The following is a 17437-nucleotide window of genomic DNA, read 5'->3' as shown; positions in this document are numbered from 1 at the left end:
ACAGATCAGCGCGCGTAGCGCTTCTGGAACTTGTCGATACGGCCCGAGGTGTCGATGACCTTGTGCTTGCCCGTGTAGAACGGGTGCGAAGCCGAGGAAATTTCAACCTTGACCAGCGGGTATTCGTTGCCGTCTTCCCACTGGATGGTTTCCTTCGTCGCCATGGTCGAGCGGGTCAGGATCTTGAAATCGGAGGTGACGTCATGGAAGACGACGTCGCGGTAGTTCGGATGGATATCGGCCTTCATGGGCTCACACCGTAAATGGGCTGGTGGTCAAGAGCGGCATTATAAGCACCGGTTGCCGCCCGGGGCAACCGGTGCCGGTCAATCGACGTCAGTCCGCACCCAGGGCCTGGCGCACCAGGGCCTCGAAACGCTGCTGGTCGTAGGCCATCAGCAGATCGCAGTTGTCCGGCTGGCCAGTTTGGCGGTTCCAATCGACGATGGTGGCGCCGCGGCTGAACGTGCCGTTCAGCTCCACGTTCAGCGGGCGCGACTCGACCCGCAGCTGCCCTTCGGGGTTCAGCGCCCAGGCCATGGCCACCGCATCGGCGGTGTACCAGCGCCCGCCCTTGCTGTCTTCGGACAGGCCACGGGTCTTGCGCGAGATCAGTTCGTAGAAGCGGGCGCGATCGGAATCGGCCTGCAACCACTTCTCGGCGTCCTGCAGCGGCAGGCCATGGGCGACAGTGGCCTCCCAGTCCGACACCAGCAGGTGCTTGAACGAGGTGAACACCACGTGCGCCGCTTCCGGGTCGAACGCAATGTTGAATTCGGCCGCCGGGGTGATGTTGCCGTGGCAGGTGACCGCGCCGCCCATCACCACGATGCGCTTGATGCGCTCGGGCAGGGTCGGGTCCAGCTTCAGTGCCAGGGCAAGGTTGGTCAGCGGGCCCAGCATCACCAGCATCAGTTCGCCGGCGTGCTCGTGCGACAGGCGCAGGATGGCCAGTGCGGCGTGTTCGGCTTCAGCCTGGCGGCTCGGCGGCGGCAGGTCCACGTCGCCGTAGCCGTCACGGCCATGCACGTGGGCAGCGTCAACGGAGGGATGCAGCAGCGGATCCGGGCTGCCGGCAAACACCGGTACGTCGGTGCGGCCGACGATGTCGCAGAGCTTGAGGGCGTTGCGGACGGTGTACTGCAGGCCGACGTTGCCGGCGGCGATGGTCAGGGCGACCACGTCATGCCGTTCGTCGGCAAAGGCCATCAGCAGGGCCAGGGCGTCGTCCACACCGGGGTCGGTGTCGATCAACAGGGGGATCTTGTGGGTCATCGTTGCCGTCTTCAGATCGGCAACGAAGTGTGGACCGGGATGATGACCGTTGCAAGTACGGGGGTTGGGGTTCGGCAGGGCTGCGCCCTGCACCCGCCGAATCAACGGCAAAAGCGGGTTTCCTGGGGGATGGCGGGGTGGGTCCGGTTGCGGGGGACGCTGCAAGTACGTCCATGTAAGCTCGGTCGCCGCATCCATGCGGCTCACGCCCCCGCAACCGGATCCACCCCGCCTTCGACAGATTTCCGCGGCTGTTGGTGGGTGTCGACCTTGGTCGACACATCCATGCAATGCGTGGATGAACATGGAAATGATCCAAAGCGCTGTCTGTAGAGTCGAGCCTTGTCCGACTCCCGCGCGCAGCGCGAGGTAGATCCACGCCATGCGCGGATGAGCATCCCGGAAATGGGGTCAGAGCCCTTTGCTGCACAAAGGGATCCGACCCCTGGGTACTTACGCCGAGGCGTAACGCACGGCGGTGCCGATCCAGCGCTGCACCACACGATCGGCCAGCGCGGGTTGCTGGTCCAGCAGGCGCTCCGCCAGGTCGTGCACGCCGGGCAGCAGGCCGGCGTCGCGGGCCAGGTCGGCGATGCGGAAACCGGCCAGGCCGGTCTGCCGCGTACCCAGCAGTTCGCCGGGGCCGCGCAGTTCCAGATCCTTCTCGGCAATGACGAAACCATCGTTGGTTTCGCGCATGGTCTGCAGGCGCTCGCGTGCCATCTGCGAGAGCGGTGCCTGGTACAGCAGCACGCAGCGCGATACCGCAGAACCACGGCCGACGCGGCCGCGCAGCTGGTGCAGCTGGGCCAGGCCCAGGCGCTCGGCGTTCTCGATCACCATCAGCGAGGCGTTCGGCACATCCACGCCCACTTCAATTACCGTGGTCGCCACCAGCAGGTCGATGTCGCCGGCCTTGAACGCCACCATCGTCGCCAGCTTTTCGGCGGCTTTCAGACGGCCATGCACCAGCCCCACGCGCACGCCCGGCAACAGCGCCTGCAGCGATTCGTAGGTGGCCTGCGCCGGGGTGGCATCCAGTTCTTCGCTTTCCTCGATGAGGGTGCACACCCAGTACACCTGCCGCCCTTCCTGGCAGGCCAGTGCGATGCGCTCGATCAGCTCGGGACGACGATCATTGTTGAGCGCGACGGTCTGCACCGGGGTACGGCCCGGCGGCAGTTCGTCGATGGCCGACACATCCAGGTCCGCGTATTCGGACATCGCCAGCGTGCGCGGAATCGGCGTGGCGGTCATCACCAGCTGGTGTGGCACGCTGTTGCCGCCTGCGCCCTTGTCGCGCAGCGCCAAGCGCTGGTGCACGCCGAAGCGGTGCTGCTCGTCGACGATGGCGAGCGCCAGATCCTGGAACACCACCGCCTCCTGCATCAGCGCGTGGGTACCAACCACCACCTGCGCTTCGCCGCTGGCGACCTGCTCCATCACCTTGGCGCGCGCCTTGCCGGTGACTTTGCCGGCCAGCCAGGCGATGCGCACACCGAGCGGTTCCAGCCAGCCGCGCAGGTTGTTGAGATGTTGTTCGGCCAGCAGCTCGGTGGGCGCAGCCAATGCAACCTGCTTGCCCTGCTCCACCGCCAGCATCGCCGCCAGCGCGGCGACCACGGTCTTGCCGGAGCCCACATCGCCCTGCACCAGCCGCAGCATCGGGCTGGGCCGCGCGAGGTCTTCGCGGATCTGCTTGAACACGCGCGCCTGCGCGCCGGTGAGCGCGAACGGCAGTTGCTTCAGCAGCGCCTTGGCCAGCTTGCCAGGACCGGCCAGCGGCGGCGCATGGTGCGCCTGCAAGGTAATGCGCTGGCGACGCAGGCTGAGGTGATGGGCCAGCAGCTCTTCCATCGCCAGGCGGCGCTGCGCCGGGTGGGTGCCGGCGGCCAGCGCGACCAGATCGGCATCTGGTGGCGGCCGGTGCACGGTCAGCAGCGCGCTGCGCAGTGACGGCAGCCCGAGGCCATCGAGCCAGCCGCTGGGCAGCAGTTCCAGCGCGCTCTCCTCGGGCAGGCGGTCCAGCGCCTGGCCGATCAGCTTGCGCATGGTCATCGGACCGACGCCTTCGACGGTGGGATACACCGGGTCGAGGCGGTCGCCGAGTTCGGGATCGTCGTTGCGGCCCAGCACCTGGTAGCTGGGGTGGACGATTTCCAGGCCGAGCTGGCCCGGTTTGGGCGTGCCGAAGCAGCGCAACCGGTTGCCGACCGCGAACTGGCCGACCTGCTGCTGGCGGAAGTGGAAGAAGCGCAGCACCAAAGTGCCCCGCCCTTCGTCTTCCACCGCCACTTTCAGCATCGGCCGGTAGCGCATGCCGCGCTCGACCGCGACCACCCGCCCTTCCACCTGCGCCGGCACGCCGTTGCGCAGGTCTTCAATGCGGGTCAGCCGGGTCCGGTCTTCATAGCGCAGCGGCAGATGAAGCCAGAGATCCTGCAGGGTGGCCAGGCCACGCGCCTGCAGTTTGGCGGCCACGGCCGGACCGACGCCCGCGAGCATCGCCAGGGATGCTTCGCCGGACGGTGACAGGACCGGGGTGACCGCCGCCTTGCGTGCCACGTGGCGGTCAGTCGATGACCATCACCGCGTCGACCTCGAAGTTGGCGCCCTTCGGTAGGCCGGAGACTTCGATGGTGGAACGGGCCGGGTACGGGGCCTGGAAGTAGTCCTGCATGACCGCGTTGACCTTGGCGAACTCGCCCAGATCGGTCAGGTACAGGCCCAGACGCACGACCTTGTCCAGCGAGCCGCCAGCGGCTTCGGCCACGGCCTTGAGGTTGTCGAAGGCGCGGCGGGCCTGTGCTTCGACGTCGCCGGCGCCGACGATGTCGCCGGTGGCCGGGTCGAGCGGGATCTGGCCGGAGAAGTACACGGTGTTGCCGGCGCGCACGGCCTGCGAGTACGGGCCGATGGCGGCGGGGGCCTTTTCGGTGTTGATGATCTGGCGGGACATGGGTCGCTCCGGTGCTTGGGGGAAAACAGAGCGGTGATTGTACCGGGTGGGGGAGCATCCACGCATGGCGTGGATCTACCGCACCGCTCCGGTAGTGCCGGCCGCTGGCCGGCAACCTCATGAACATCGGAAGCACCGCGACGTTGCCGGCCAGCGGCCGGCACTACCGGTCCGCGCAGGACCTACTGGCGGCGTACCGACTGCACGACCGACAGGCGGCGCAGGCGGCGCATCACTTCGGCCAGGTGGTTGCGGTCGCGTACCTGGATGTTGAACGCCAGCACGGCGGCGTTGAAGTCGCGGTCCAGGTAGTCCACGCGCTCGATGTTGGAATGGCTCTGGGCGATGGCAGCGGCCAGCTGCGCCAGCACGCCGGTGCCGTTCTCCACTTCCACCACCAGCGAAGTGTCGTAGTCGCCGGAAACGGTAGTGTCCCAGCCGATCGGCACCCAGCGCTCGGGCGACTTGCGCAGCTCGGCCAGGTTCGGGCAGTCCATGCGGTGCACCACGATGCCCTTGCCGGCGGTGTGGTAGCCCATGATCTCGTCGCCGGGAATCGGCTGGCAGCAGCCGGCGAAGGTGACCACGCCGCGCTCGCTGCCGTTGATCAGGATCTTTTCCTGCGAATGGTGTCGCGAATGCGGGCCGCCACGCAGTTCGGCGTAGGCCATCAGCGCCTGCGCGGCCTGGGTCGGCATCCAGTTGCCCAGCGCCACCTCGGCCAGCAGCGCCTCCAGGCGCGGGAAACGATGCTCGGCCAGGAACGCATCCAGGCGCCCCTTCGGCAGCCGTTCCAGCGACGAATCCATCGCCTCCAGCGCACGGTCGAGCATGCGGTGGCCCAGCTGCACGGCATCTTCGTGTTCCAGCTGCTTGAGCTGGTGGCGGATGGCAGTGCGCGCCTTGCTGGTGACCACGAATTCCAGCCACTGCGGTTTCGGCGTGGCCGAGCGTGCGGTGATGATCTCCACCGACTGCCCCGACACCAGCTTGGTGCGCAGTGGCACCAGTTTCTTGTCCACGCGCGAGGCCACCGCCATGTTGCCGACATCGGTATGCACGGCGTAGGCGAAATCGAGCGCGGTGGAATTGCGCGGCAGGGCCAGGATCTTGCCCTTCGGGGTGAACAGGTAGACCTCGTCCGGGAACAGGTCGACCTTGACGTTGTCGAGGAACTCCAGCGAGGAGCCGGCAGCGCGCTGCGAGTCGATCAGCTCGACGATCCAGGCGTGGGCACGGCTCTGCGCGCTGTTGGGCGAATCGCCACCAAACTTGTAGGTCCAGTGCGCGGCCACGCCGCGCTCGGCGATCAGGTCCATTTCCTCGGTACGGATCTGCACTTCGATCGGCGAGCCATACGGCCCGAACAGCACGGTGTGCAGCGACTGGTAGCCGTTGGCCTTGGGAATGGCGATGAAGTCGCGGAAGCGGCCATCCAGCGGTTTGAAGGTGGCATGCACCGAACCCAGCGCGTGGTAACAGCTGGGCACGCTGCGCACGACCAGGCGGAAGCCGAACACGTCCATCACCTGGTCGAAGGATTTGTTCTCGTCGCGCATCTTGTTGTAGATGCTCCACGGGGTCTTGATGCGGCTGATCAGCCGATGCTCGATCCCCTCCTTGGCCAGGCGCTGCGACAGCTGCACTTCCACCTGCGCCATCGCCTCGCGGCGCACCACCGGCTGGCTGCGGATGTGTTTTTCAATGATGGCGTGGCGCCACGGGTAGAGCGCCTTGAAGCCGAGGTTCTGCAGCTCGCTCTTGACCAGGCTCATGCCCAGGCGCTGGGCGATGGGCGCGTAGATCTCCAGCGTCTCGCGGGCGATGCGGCCGCGCGCTTCGCGGCTCTGCGCGCCCAGCGTGCGCATGTTGTGCAGGCGGTCGGCCAGCTTGATCATGATCACGCGCAGGTCGCGCGACATCGCCAGCAGCATCTTGCGGAAGCTCTCCGCGGCCGCTTCCTGGCGGTCGCGGAACTTCAGCTTGTCCAGCTTGGTCACGCCGTCGACCAGTTCGGCCACGGCTTCGCCGAACTCGGCAGCCAGCGCCTCGCGGGTGAGCGGGGTGTCTTCGATGGTGTCGTGCAGGATCGCGGCGATCAGCGCTTCCACGTCCAGGCCGAGCTCGGCCAGCACCTGGGCCACGGCCACCGGATGGGTGATATAGGGCTCGCCCGACTTGCGCGTCTGCCCAGCGTGCGCGGAAGCTCCGACTTCCCAGGCACGGCGCAACAGCGGCAGCTGTTCCGGCGGCAGGTAATGGGCGGCGCGTTCAAGCTGGAGGACGTAGTCGGGTACGGCGGCAGCGGGGGCTGCGGCGACCTTGGCAGTGGGGCCTGGGTTCATGCCCGAAGCCTATTCCAGCGCGACGTTTACGGCAAATCCTGAATGCGAAACAGCCCGCACGGGGCGGGCTGTTCGGCGATCCAGCAATGACGTTGATCGATGCGATCAATCGTCGTTCTTGGACATGTCTTCATCGGCGACCACTTCGGCGGCAGCCCACTCCAGCGCTTCGCGCTCGGCGCGCTCACGCTCGGCCTTCTCGACTTCGTCGATCAGCGCGTTGTCGATCTTGCGGGCGGCGATTTCGCGCAGCGCCAGCACGGTCGGCTTGTCCTCGGTCTCGCTGTTGTCCAGCGTGGCCTGCACGCCGTTGGCGAGCTGGCGGGCACGCTTGGAAGCCATCATGACCAGTTCGAAACGGTTGTTAACGACTTCCAGGCAATCTTCTACGGTGATGCGGGCCATACGGGCTCCCGGCGACCGGTCGGCCGCTCAGTCGAATGAGGGAAAGGGGACGGAGTGTACTGGCAGGGGCTGGACAAAATCAAGCCAACCCCCACCCGATTCTTTTGGAATCAGTCAGTTGCACCCGGATCGGGGGTCAGCAGGGCCTGGATGAGGCCGGCGTGGCGGACCTTCTGGGCCTCCCGGCGCAGGCGGCTGGCGGTGAAGATGGCGCACAGCTCGTCCACGGCGGTGTCGAACACCTCATTGACGATGACGTAGTCGAACTCGTTGAAGTGCAGCATTTCATCGCGTGCCGCGCCCAGGCGCTGGGCGATGACCGCCTCGCTGTCCTGGCCGCGCTTGCGCATGCGGTCCTGCAGGGCCTGCTTGGACGGCGGCAGGATGAACACGGTGACCGTGCCCGGCACCAGCTGGCGCACCTGCTGCGCGCCCTGCCAGTCGATTTCCAGCAGCACGTCCTGGCCGGCGGCCAGCTGCGGCTCCACCGACTGCCGGGCGGTGCCCTTCCAGTCGCCGTGCACCCAGGCGTGTTCGAAGAAGTCGCCGGCGGCGATCATTTGCTCGAACTTCTCCGCAGAGACGAAATGGTAGTGCTGGCCGTTCACTTCACCCGGGCGCATCGCGCGCGAGGTGAAGGAGATCGACAGGGCGATCTGCGGGTCACGCGCCAGGGTGGCATTGACGATGCTGCTCTTGCCGGCACCGGACGGGGCGGCAACGATGTACAGCGTGCCGCGCGCAACGGCGTCCGACGGCTTCGACGCGGCGCTCATGCGGGGGATCCAACGGGTTGATTTCGCAAAATTTTTCCTCGGTGTTCCAGATCCGGCGCGGAGGATCGCGCCAGGACGGCGGGGGCTGCGCGGAACATCCTGGAACCAGGCCCGGCAGACGCTTTCCCCGGGGGGCGGGCACGCAACTTTACCAGAGCGGCCCCGTCGCGCGCCCGTCTGGCGGGCGCCGGGCCTTGTGCCACATGGGCGTACGGGGGCCTGTGCTATAACCGGGCCGTACCCAACGACAGCCCGGAGGCCTGCGCCTCCCCGCCATCCCAGGAGAACGGCATGCCATCGATGAGCCGCCGCCAGTTCCTGAAAGTGACCGGGACAACCCTGGTCGGCTCCAGCCTGGCATTGATGGGCTTCGCGCCCGGCATCGCGCTCGCGGAGGTCAGGCAGTACAAGCTGACCCGCGCGACCGAGACCCGCAACACCTGTACCTACTGTTCGGTGGCCTGCGGCATCCTGATGTACAGCCTCGGCGATGGTGCCAAGAACGCCGAGCCGAGCATCTTCCATATCGAAGGCGACCCGGACCATCCGGTGAACCGCGGCACGCTGTGCCCGAAGGGCGCCGGCCTGGCCGACATCATCCACAGCAAGTCGCGCCTGCTCTACCCCGAGTACCGCGCGCCGGGCTCGAACGAGTGGAAGCGGCTGAGCTGGGACGATGCGCTGGACCGCATCGCGCGGCTGATGAAGGAAGACCGCGATGCCAACTTCGTGCAGAAGAACGAGGCCGGGCAGACGGTCAACCGCTGGCTGACCACCGGCATGCTGGCGGCCTCGGCCACCAGCAATGAAACCGCGGTGCTGACCCACAAGGTCGTGCGCTCCCTTGGCATGTTGGCATTCGACAACCAGGCACGTGTCTGACACGGCCCGACGGTGGCAGGTCTTGCCCCGACGCTAGGCCGTGGTGCGATGACGAATCACTGGGTCGACATCAAGAATGCCGACCTGATCCTGATCATGGGTGGCAATGCCGCCGAGGCGCACCCGTGCGGGTTCAAATGGGTGACCGAGGCCAAGGCACACAACAAGGCACGCCTGATCGTGGTCGATCCGCGCTTCAACCGCTCGGCCGCGGTGGCCGACGTGTACGCGCCGATCCGCACCGGTACCGACATCGTGTTCCTGGGGGGCCTGATCAACTACCTGCTGACCGAGGACCGCATCCAGCACGAGTACGTGCTGAACTACACCGACATGTCGTTCCTGGTGAAGGACGAGTTCGCCTTCAAGGACGGCCTGTATTCGGGCTACAACGAAGAGAAGCGCAGCTACGACCGCTCCAGCTGGGACTACGCCTACGGTGACGATGGCTTCGTGCGCAGCGACCCGACGCTGAAGGACCCGCGCTGCGTCTACAACCTGCTCAAGCAGCACTATGCGCGCTACACGGTGGAGATGGTCGAACGCATCTGCGGCACGCCGGCCGACAGCATCCGCCAGATCTGGGACATGATCGCGTCCACCGCCGGCAAGGACAAGGCGATGACCATCCTGTACGCGCTGGGCTGGACGCAGCACTCGATCGGCGCGCAGAACGTGCGTGCCGGCACCATGGTGCAGCTGCTGCTGGGCAACATCGGCGTGGCCGGTGGCGGCATGAACGCCTTGCGCGGGCATTCCAACATCCAGGGCCTGACCGACATCGGCCTGATGTCCGACCTGCTGCCCGGCTACCTGACCCTGCCGAAACAGGACGAGCAGGACTACGAGGCCTACATCGCCAAGCGCACGCAGAAGCCGCTGCGCGCCAACCAGATGTCGTTCTGGCAGAACTACCCGAAGTTCCACGTCAGCCTGATGAAATCGTGGTGGGGCGACGCCGCCACCGCCGACAACAACTGGTGTTTCGATTACCTGCCCAAGCTCGACAAGCCGTACGACATGTTGCAGGCGTACGAGCTGATGAACGAAGGCAAGATCCACGGCTACATCTGCCAAGGCTTCAATCCGCTGGCCTCGGCGCCGAACAAGGGCAAGCTGATCAGCGCGTTCTCCAAGCTGAAGTTCATGGTCAGCATGGACCCGCTGGAAACCGAGACCATCGCCTTCTGGCAGAACCACGGTGCGTTGAACGACGTCGACCCGAGCACGATCCAGACCGAAGTATTCCGCCTGCCGACCACCTCCTTCGCCGAGGAGAACGGCGCGGTGGTGAATTCCTCGCGCTGGCTGCAGTGGCACTGGAAGGGTGCCAACCCACCGGGAGAAGCGCGCAGCGACATCGAGATCATGTCCGAGCTGTTCCATCGCATCAAGGCGATGTACGAGAAGGACGGCGGGGCGTGGTGGGAGCCGGTGCGCGACCTGGCCTGGAACTACGCCAACCCTGAGGTACCCACGCCCGAAGAACTGGCGATGGAATACAACGGCAAGGCGCTGGCCGATGTGTTCGATCCGAAGGACCCAACCAAGCTGGTGCGCAAGGCCGGCGAGCAGCTGGCCGCATTCGGCGACCTGCGCGACGACGGCAGCACCGCCTCCGGCTGCTGGATCTACATCGGTGCCTGGGGCCCGACCGGCAACATGATGGCGCGGCGTGACAACAGCGACCCCACCGGCATCGGCAACACGCTGGGCTGGGCCTGGGCGTGGCCGGCCAATCGTCGCGTGATGTACAACCGCGCCTCGTGCGACGTCGCCGGAAAGCCATTTGATCCACGGCGCACGCTGCTGGCGTGGAACGGGAAAAACTGGGGCAGCGTGGACGTGCCCGACTTCAAGGCCGACGAAGATCCCGCCGGCGGAATGGGCCCGTTCATCATGAACCCGGAGGGCATCGCGCGCTTCTTCGCCAAGGCCGGCATGGCCGAAGGCCCGTTCCCGGAGCACTACGAACCGTTCGATACACCGCTGCGCAGCAACCCGCTCAGCCCCGGCCAGGCACTGACGCTGAACAACCCGGCCGCCCGCGTATTCGCCAGCGATCGCGCACAGATCGGTTCACCGGACGAGTTCCCGCATGTGGCCACCACCTACCGCCTGACCGAGCATTTCCACTTCTGGACCAAGCACGGCAAGTTGAACGCCATCATCCAGCCCGAGCAGTTCGTCGAGATCGGCGCGGCGTTGGCCGACGAGCTGGGCATCAATAACGGCAGCCGCGTGCGGGTCAGTTCCAAGCGCGGCCACATCGAAGCGGTCGCCATGGTGACCAAGCGCATCAAGGCCCTGCAGATCGATGGCCGGACCGTGCACCAGGTGGGCGTGCCGATCCACTGGGGTTTCCTCGGTGCGGCCAAGCCCGGATACATCGCCAATACGCTGACCAACGCCATCGGTGACGGCAACTCGCAGACGCCCGAATCGAAGTGCATCCTGGTCAAGGTCGAGAAGGTGTAGGAGACACGCCATGTCACTGCAATCCCTGGACATCATCCGCCGCTCGGCCACCACCACGCCCTCGCCGGAGGCGCGTGGTGCGCACACCGGCCAGGTCGCCAAGCTGATCGATGTGAGCAAGTGCATCGGCTGCAAGGCCTGCCAGGTCGCCTGCATGGAATGGAACGACCTGCGCGACGAAGTGGGCAGCTGCGTTGGCAGCTATGACAACCCGCCCGACCTGAGCGACCAGTCGTGGACGGTGATGAAGTTCCGCGAGTACGAGGACGAGAAGGGCAAGCTGGAGTGGCTGATCCGCAAGGAAGGCTGCATGCACTGCAGCGATCCGGGCTGCCTGAAGGCCTGTCCGTCGCCCGGTGCGATCATCCAGTACGCCAATGGCATCGTCGACTTCCAGGAAGAGAACTGCATCGGCTGCGGCTACTGCGTGACCGGTTGTCCGTTCGACGTGCCGCGCATCTCCAAGAAGGACCACAAGGCCTACAAGTGCACGCTGTGTTCGGACCGGGTGGCGGTGGGCCAGGAACCGGCCTGCGTGAAGACCTGCCCGACCGGCGCGATTACCTTCGGCAGCAAGCAGGCGATGACCGAGCATGCGGCCGGACGCGTGGAAGACCTGAAATCGCGCGGCTACGAGAATGCCGGCCTGTAAGATCCGCAGGGCGTCGGCGGCACCCACGTGATGTACGTGCTGCAGCACGTGGACAAGCCGGAGCTGTATGCCGACCTGCCCAAGGACCCGCGCATCAGCCCGATGGTGGAGGTGTGGAAGGGCGTGGCCAAGCCGCTGGGCGTGCTGGCGATCGCCGCCACCGCCTTCGCCGGCTTCCTGCATTACATCGGCATCGGCCGCAACACGGTCAATGACGAGGAAGAAGAGGAAGCCGAACACGAGGCGAAGAAGATCGAAGAGGAGCAGCGGCCATGAAGTACGCCCCGCACCCGCGCCAGATCATCCGCTACCGCGCACCGACCCGCATCAACCACTGGATCGTGGCGATCTGCTTCGTGCTGACCGCGCTGTCCGGGCTGGCGCTGTTCCACCCGGCCCTGTTCCCGTTGACCCAGCTGTTCGGTGGCGGCCCCTGGACGCGCATCCTGCATCCGTTCATCGGGCTGGCCATGGTGGTGGGCTTTGCGCTGCTGGCGTTCCGCATGTGGCGCGACAATCTGCCGACCGCCGACGATCGCGCATGGATGCGCGGCATGCGCGATGTACTGCGCAACGAGGATGAGAAGCTGCCGCCGGTGGGCCGTTTCAATGCCGGCCAGAAGCTGCTGTTCTGGGCCATCATCGGCTGCCTGTCGGCGCTGCTGCTGACCGGCTTCGTGATCTGGCGGCAGTACTTCAGCCACTTCTTCCCGATCGGGGTGATCCGCTTCTCGGTGCTGGCCCATGCGCTGTTCGGCTGGGTGCTGGTGTGCGCGATCGTGGTGCACATCTATGCCGCGATCTGGATCAAGGGCTCGGTGCGGGCGATGACCCAGGGCAAGGTGACCTATGGGTGGGCGTACAAGCACCACCGGCAGTGGTTCAGGGACATCCTGCGCGGACGTCGGGAAGAGGGTTAGCGGCAGGGCCTGCGGCCCTGCACCCGCAGAGGCAAGGTCAACGTCAACGTCAAGAGCGGGCTTCCTGAGGGGTGGCGGGGTGGGTCCGGTTGCGGGGGACGCCGTCAACCCGTCCTTGGGGGCTTGGCCGCGGCATCCATGCCGCGGACACCCCCGCAACCGGATCCACCCCGCCTTCCACAGTTTCCCGCTGCTGTCGGAATGGCATGAGCTGCTCTTGGTGGGTGTCGACCTTGGTCGACACGATGAACATGGCGACGACCGAAACCGGTTTTTGTAGAGTCGAGCCGTGCTCGACTGCTTTGCTCGACTGCGTTGTTTGAACCTGCTGGACGCGAGCGCCGACAACGGCGAGGATGGAGGCTGGTTCTTCTGGCTGGCCCTGCATGGCACAACGCATCCTTGAACCCGGTGAGATCGAGACGCTCGCCTCGCGCGATGTGCCGCGCATCATCCTGCCCGATATCGAGTCACTGTTCGCCGAGCGCGCGACGCGCCTGCGCAGCCTGGCCGCGCACAGTGCCATCGGCGGCTACCTGCAGCTGCTGGCGGCGTTGGCCGATGCACAGCAGGCGCTGCTGGATGAGCTGACACCGCAGCAGCGCGAGGCGCTGCAGTCGCAGGCGCGTGCGCAGCAGTCGAGTGCGGCGGCCGGTGCCGGCATGCCGTTGCGGCCGGCCAACACGCTTCAACTGGATGGATGCTGGCGCGACTGGCTGCGCACGCTGTGCCAGCACTGTGCCGACGAAACGGGGCTGCCGCTGGAAACCCGGCAGGAGCTGCAACGCGTCGCGGCTGCCGACGACGCCTGGCTGGATGCGCAGGCGCACGCGGTGCTGGAGCGCGATGACGCGCCGTCGGTGGATGCGGTCGCTGCGCTGCTGGTGATGAACGCACTGCAGGTTTACTGGGCGGTGCTCGCAGCCAGCTTCCGCCCTACCGACCTGAAGCCGCTGGCTGATGCGCCAGGGCTGTGCCCGCTGTGCGGCACGTTGCCGGTAACCAGCGTGGTGCAGGCACGCCCACCCTATGCGTCCTACCGTTACCTGTCGTGCTCGCTGTGCGCCTGCCAATGGCACTACGTGCGCGTGCAGTGCAGCCAGTGTGGTGCCGCCGGCAAGGACATCGCCTATCGCGCCCTGGCCGATGTGGACGGCGACAGCGGCGAGGCGGTGCGCGAGAGCGCGGTGCGTGCCGAGACCTGCGACCACTGCCACAGCTACCGCAAGATCCTGTATCTGGAAAAGGACCCGTCACTGGAGCCGGTGGCCGATGACCTCGGCACGCTGGCGCTGGATCTGCTGCTGGCCGAGGAAGACTATGCGCGTGCCAGCCAGAATCCTCTGCTGTGGCAATCCGACGGCGATTGAGGCGATGACAGCCATGCCCCCCGCCCCGGCATCGGCCGCCGCCCTGCCCTCGCTGGACCGGGTGCTGCGCCTGCCTGCACTGGCGCCACTGATCGAAGGCCACGGTCGAAGCCGCATCACCCAGCTGCTGCGTTCGCACCTGCAGGTGCTGCGTGAGCGCGTCAGCGCCGGTCAGCTGTCGACCGCGCAGCTGCAGGGAGCGGTCGACGGCCCGGCGCTGGTGGCAGCGGTCGAGGCCGCACTGGCAGCCGATGCACGGCTGGACCTGCAAGCGATGTTCAACCTGACCGGCACCGTACTGCATACCAACCTGGGTCGCGCATTGCTGCCCGAGGCCGCGGTGCAGGCAGTCACCCGCGCGATGACCGCGCCGGTCGATCTGGAGTTCGACGTCATCCGTGGCCGTCGCGGCGACCGCGATGCGCGGGTACAGGCATTGATCTGCGAACTGACCGGCGCCGAAGCGGCCACTGTGGTCAACAACAATGCAGCAGCGGTCCTGCTGCTGCTCAACAGCCTGGCCAACCGCCGCGAGGTGGTGGTGTCGCGCGGCGAGCTGGTGGAGATCGGCGGCGCTTTCCGCATCCCGGATGTGATGCGCAGCGCGGGCGCGCGGCTGCTGGAAGTAGGTACCACCAACCGCACCCATCCGGCCGACTTCACCAACGCCATCGGCGCGCGCACAGCGCTGCTGATGGAGGTGCATGCCAGCAACTACGCGATCAGCGGATTCACTGCCAAGGTCGACACGGCGGCGATGGCCACGATCGCGCACGAACACGGCCTGCCGCTGGTGGTGGACCTGGGCAGTGGCAGCCTGTGCGATCTGGCCACGTTCGGCCTGCCGCACGAGCCCACCGTGCAGGAAACACTGGCGGACGGCGCCGATCTGGTTTCGTTCAGCGGCGACAAGCTGCTGGGTGGCCCGCAGGCCGGCATCATCGCCGGTCGCGCGGACCTGATCGCGCGGATCAACCGCAACCCGCTGAAGCGGGCACTGCGCATGGACAAGATGGGCCTGGCCGCACTGGAGGCGGTGCTGGCCCTGTACCGCGAACCCGAGCTGCTGGCACAGCGGCTGCCGACACTGCGCACGCTCTCGCGCACGCAGGATGACATTGATGCGCAGGCCCAGCGCCTGCTGCAGCCGATGCGTGCCTCGCTGGCGGCGGACTATACCCTCGAGCCTGCTTCGATGCACAGCCAGATCGGCAGCGGCGCGCAGCCACAGGCGCAGCTGGCCAGCGCCGGACTGCGCATTACCAGCGCGCGCCGTGGCGGACTGGATCGCCTGGCCAAGCGCCTGCGTCAGCTGCCGCGACCCGTGCTGGGCCGCATTGCCGATGACGCGCTGTGGCTGGACCTGCGCTGCCTGGAACCCGCCGACGAAGCCGACTTCCTCGCCCAGTGGAGCACGCTGCAGGCATGATCGTCGGCACCGCCGGGCATATCGACCATGGCAAGACCAGCCTGGTGCGGGCACTGACCGGCATCGAAACCGATCGCCTGCAGGAAGAGCGTACGCGTGGTATTTCCATCGAGCTGGGCTATGCCTATGTTCCTGTGGAACGCAGGGACGGCACAGGTCCTGTCGCGACGCTGGGTTTCGTCGACGTGCCGGGCCACGAGCGCTTCGTGCACACGATGGTGGCCGGCGCCACGGGTATCGACGTCGCCCTGCTGGTCATCGCTGCCGACGACGGCGTGATGCCACAGACCCGCGAGCATCTGGCCATCCTGCAGCTGCTGGGCGTGAACCGGGGTGCGGTGGCGCTCACCAAGATCGACCGTGTGGATGCGGCGCGCCTGGCCCGGGTCGAGATCGAGGTCGCTGCCCTGCTGGCCGGCACGCCGCTGCAGGATTCCCCTGTGTTCACCTGCAACAGCACCGCACCCGACGATGCTGGCATCAACGCGCTGCGTACCCAGCTGCACGCGTGGGCGGCGGACGACGCCAGCACGCGCCAGGCCGAACTGCGCAGCGAGCTGTTCCGTATGCCGGTGGACCGCGTGTTCTCGCTGGCCGGTCATGGCACGCTGGTGACCGGTGCAGTGCACGGCGGCATCGCCGCGGTGGGTGAGCATCTGCAACTGATGCCGGCCGCCACTGAAGTGCGCATACGCAGCATCCACGCGCAGAACCAGGCCAGTGACCACGCGATGGCCGGGCAGCGCTGCGCGCTGAACCTGGCGGCCATCGCCCGTGATGACATCCGCCGCGGTGACTGGATCGCCGACGCACGCGCACTGCTGGCCACCACCCGCGTTGATGTGCGGTTGCGGCTGTCCGCGTTGGCCGCACCGTTGCGCGACTGGGCACCGCTGCATATCCACTGGGGCACGATGCACCGGCAGGCCCATGTGGTGCTGCTGGAGGACCATGACCACGGTGATGGGCAGTTGGTGCAGCTGGTGTTCGATGCTCCGGTCTGTGCGATGTGTGGCGATCGCTTCATTGCCCGCGATTCAGCGGCCACCCACACGCTGGGCGGCGGCCTCGTGCTCGATCCGGACCCGCCACAGCGGCGCCGGCGCAGTCCTGCACGGCTCGCATGGCTGGGAGCACTGGAGCAACTGGCCGCGGGTGCGGGAATCGGTCCACTGTTGCAGCAGGCGCCCTTCGGCGTTGCCATGGCCGCGCTGCAGCGCTACTGCCGGCGCGCCGCCGACCGGATCGATCTTCCTGCAGACACGCGACGCATCGTCACCCGCGAAGACACGGTAGTCATCCTTGTGTCGCACTGGCAGGCATTGCGCGAGCAGGTGATCGCCTCACTGCGTGGATGGCATGAGCGACGCCCGGACGAACCCGGTGTCGACAGCGGCCGCCTGCAGCGCAGCACCCTGCCCGCGCTTGCAGCGAGCCTCTGGAATGCGCTGCTGCAGGACCTGCTGGACGACGGCAGCGTGCAACGCGTGGGTGCCTGGTGGCGCCTGCCCGGGCATGACCATGCGCCACCGGAACGCGAGCGTCTGCTGCTGGAACGCGTGCTGCCGCAACTGCACGCCGGTGGCTTCGATCCGCCGTGGGTGCGCACCCTTGCTGCCGAGATCGGCCTGGCCGAAGACGAAGTCCGCGCCGTCCTGCGCCGCGCCACCGCACGTGGCGAGCTGTTCCAGGTGGTGCCGGACCTGTTCTATGCACCCGCACGCATTGCGGAACTCGCCGCGATCGTCGCGCGGCTGTCACAGGCCAGCGGCACGGTGGATGCGGCCACGTTCCGCGATGCCATCGGCCTGGGCCGCAAACGCAGCATCCAGATCTTGGAGTTCTTCAATCGCGTTGGCTACACTCGACGCGTCGGTGACCAGCATCGGCCGCGCGGCGACCTGCAGTGGAACGCAGCCCGCGACTGAGCCCACCGGTACCGCCGT

12 protein-coding genes and 1 pseudogene are annotated in these 17437 nt (G+C 66.8%); 6 read left to right on the top strand and 7 right to left on the bottom strand.

The window, feature by feature from the left end:
• Positions 1–5: 5 nt before the first annotated feature.
• The 7 genes from AC5P5S_RS05055 to gmk form a co-directional block, all read right to left on the bottom strand.
• On the bottom strand, positions 6–248 hold the full coding sequence (locus tag AC5P5S_RS05055; RefSeq protein WP_005410871.1) for a type B 50S ribosomal protein L31: 243 nt from the start codon (positions 246–248) through the stop codon (positions 6–8).
• An 88-nt stretch (positions 249–336) separates the two neighbouring features.
• Positions 337–1275, bottom strand: a complete 939-nt coding sequence (locus AC5P5S_RS05050; protein ID WP_005410872.1) for a nucleoside hydrolase — start codon at positions 1273–1275, stop codon at positions 337–339.
• A 453-nt stretch (positions 1276–1728) separates the two neighbouring features.
• A complete protein-coding gene (gene recG, locus AC5P5S_RS05045) occupies positions 1729–3840 on the bottom strand; it encodes an ATP-dependent DNA helicase RecG (RefSeq protein ID WP_231336631.1) in 2112 nt (703 codons plus the stop codon).
• A gap of 7 nt (positions 3841–3847) precedes the next feature.
• Complete coding sequence (locus AC5P5S_RS05040; protein WP_005410875.1) at positions 3848–4234, bottom strand: RidA family protein; 387 nt, start codon at positions 4232–4234, stop codon at positions 3848–3850.
• Positions 4235–4416: 182 nt separating this feature from the next.
• Positions 4417–6579 (bottom strand): RelA/SpoT family protein, encoded by a 2163-nt coding sequence (locus AC5P5S_RS05035; protein ID WP_005410876.1) that lies wholly within the window; start codon positions 6577–6579, stop codon positions 4417–4419.
• Between the two features lie 105 nt (positions 6580–6684).
• Positions 6685–6984: a DNA-directed RNA polymerase subunit omega gene (gene rpoZ, locus AC5P5S_RS05030; RefSeq protein WP_005410877.1), complete on the bottom strand. Its 300-nt coding sequence runs from the start codon at positions 6982–6984 to the stop codon at positions 6685–6687.
• Positions 6985–7094: 110 nt separating this feature from the next.
• Positions 7095–7760 (bottom strand): guanylate kinase, encoded by a 666-nt coding sequence (gene gmk, locus AC5P5S_RS05025; RefSeq protein ID WP_049396152.1) that lies wholly within the window; start codon positions 7758–7760, stop codon positions 7095–7097.
• 291 nt (positions 7761–8051) lie between these two features.
• Here gmk and fdnG point away from each other — a divergent pair, with 291 nt between their 5' ends.
• The 6 genes and pseudogenes from fdnG to selB all read left to right on the top strand — a co-directional run bounded on the left by fdnG (position 8052) and on the right by selB (position 17419).
• On the top strand, positions 8052–11120 hold the full coding sequence (gene fdnG, locus AC5P5S_RS05020; RefSeq protein ID WP_138464127.1) for a formate dehydrogenase-N subunit alpha: 3069 nt from the start codon (positions 8052–8054) through the stop codon (positions 11118–11120).
• Positions 11121–11130: 10 nt separating this feature from the next.
• Positions 11131–12048: pseudogene (gene fdxH, locus AC5P5S_RS05015) on the top strand (formate dehydrogenase subunit beta).
• A complete protein-coding gene (locus AC5P5S_RS05010) occupies positions 12045–12692 on the top strand; it encodes a formate dehydrogenase subunit gamma (RefSeq protein ID WP_005410882.1) in 648 nt (215 codons plus the stop codon). The pseudogene fdxH and the gene AC5P5S_RS05010 overlap by 4 nt, the downstream one beginning before the upstream one ends.
• Before the next feature lie 386 nt (positions 12693–13078).
• Positions 13079–14062, top strand: a complete 984-nt coding sequence (fdhE, locus tag AC5P5S_RS05005) for a formate dehydrogenase accessory protein FdhE (RefSeq protein ID WP_062605720.1) — start codon at positions 13079–13081, stop codon at positions 14060–14062.
• Between the two features lie 4 nt (positions 14063–14066).
• On the top strand, positions 14067–15491 hold the full coding sequence (gene selA, locus AC5P5S_RS05000) for an L-seryl-tRNA(Sec) selenium transferase (protein WP_062605718.1): 1425 nt from the start codon (positions 14067–14069) through the stop codon (positions 15489–15491).
• On the top strand, positions 15488–17419 hold the full coding sequence (selB, locus tag AC5P5S_RS04995; protein ID WP_062605862.1) for a selenocysteine-specific translation elongation factor: 1932 nt from the start codon (positions 15488–15490) through the stop codon (positions 17417–17419). Before selA ends, selB begins: the two co-directional genes overlap by 4 nt.
• Positions 17420–17437 lie beyond the last annotated feature (18 nt).

This window comes from Stenotrophomonas sp. YJH_SMC_54 (assembly GCF_059368435.1).
The sequence above is the reverse complement of the archived record's forward strand: the minus strand, read 5'-3'. Positions and strand labels throughout refer to the sequence as shown.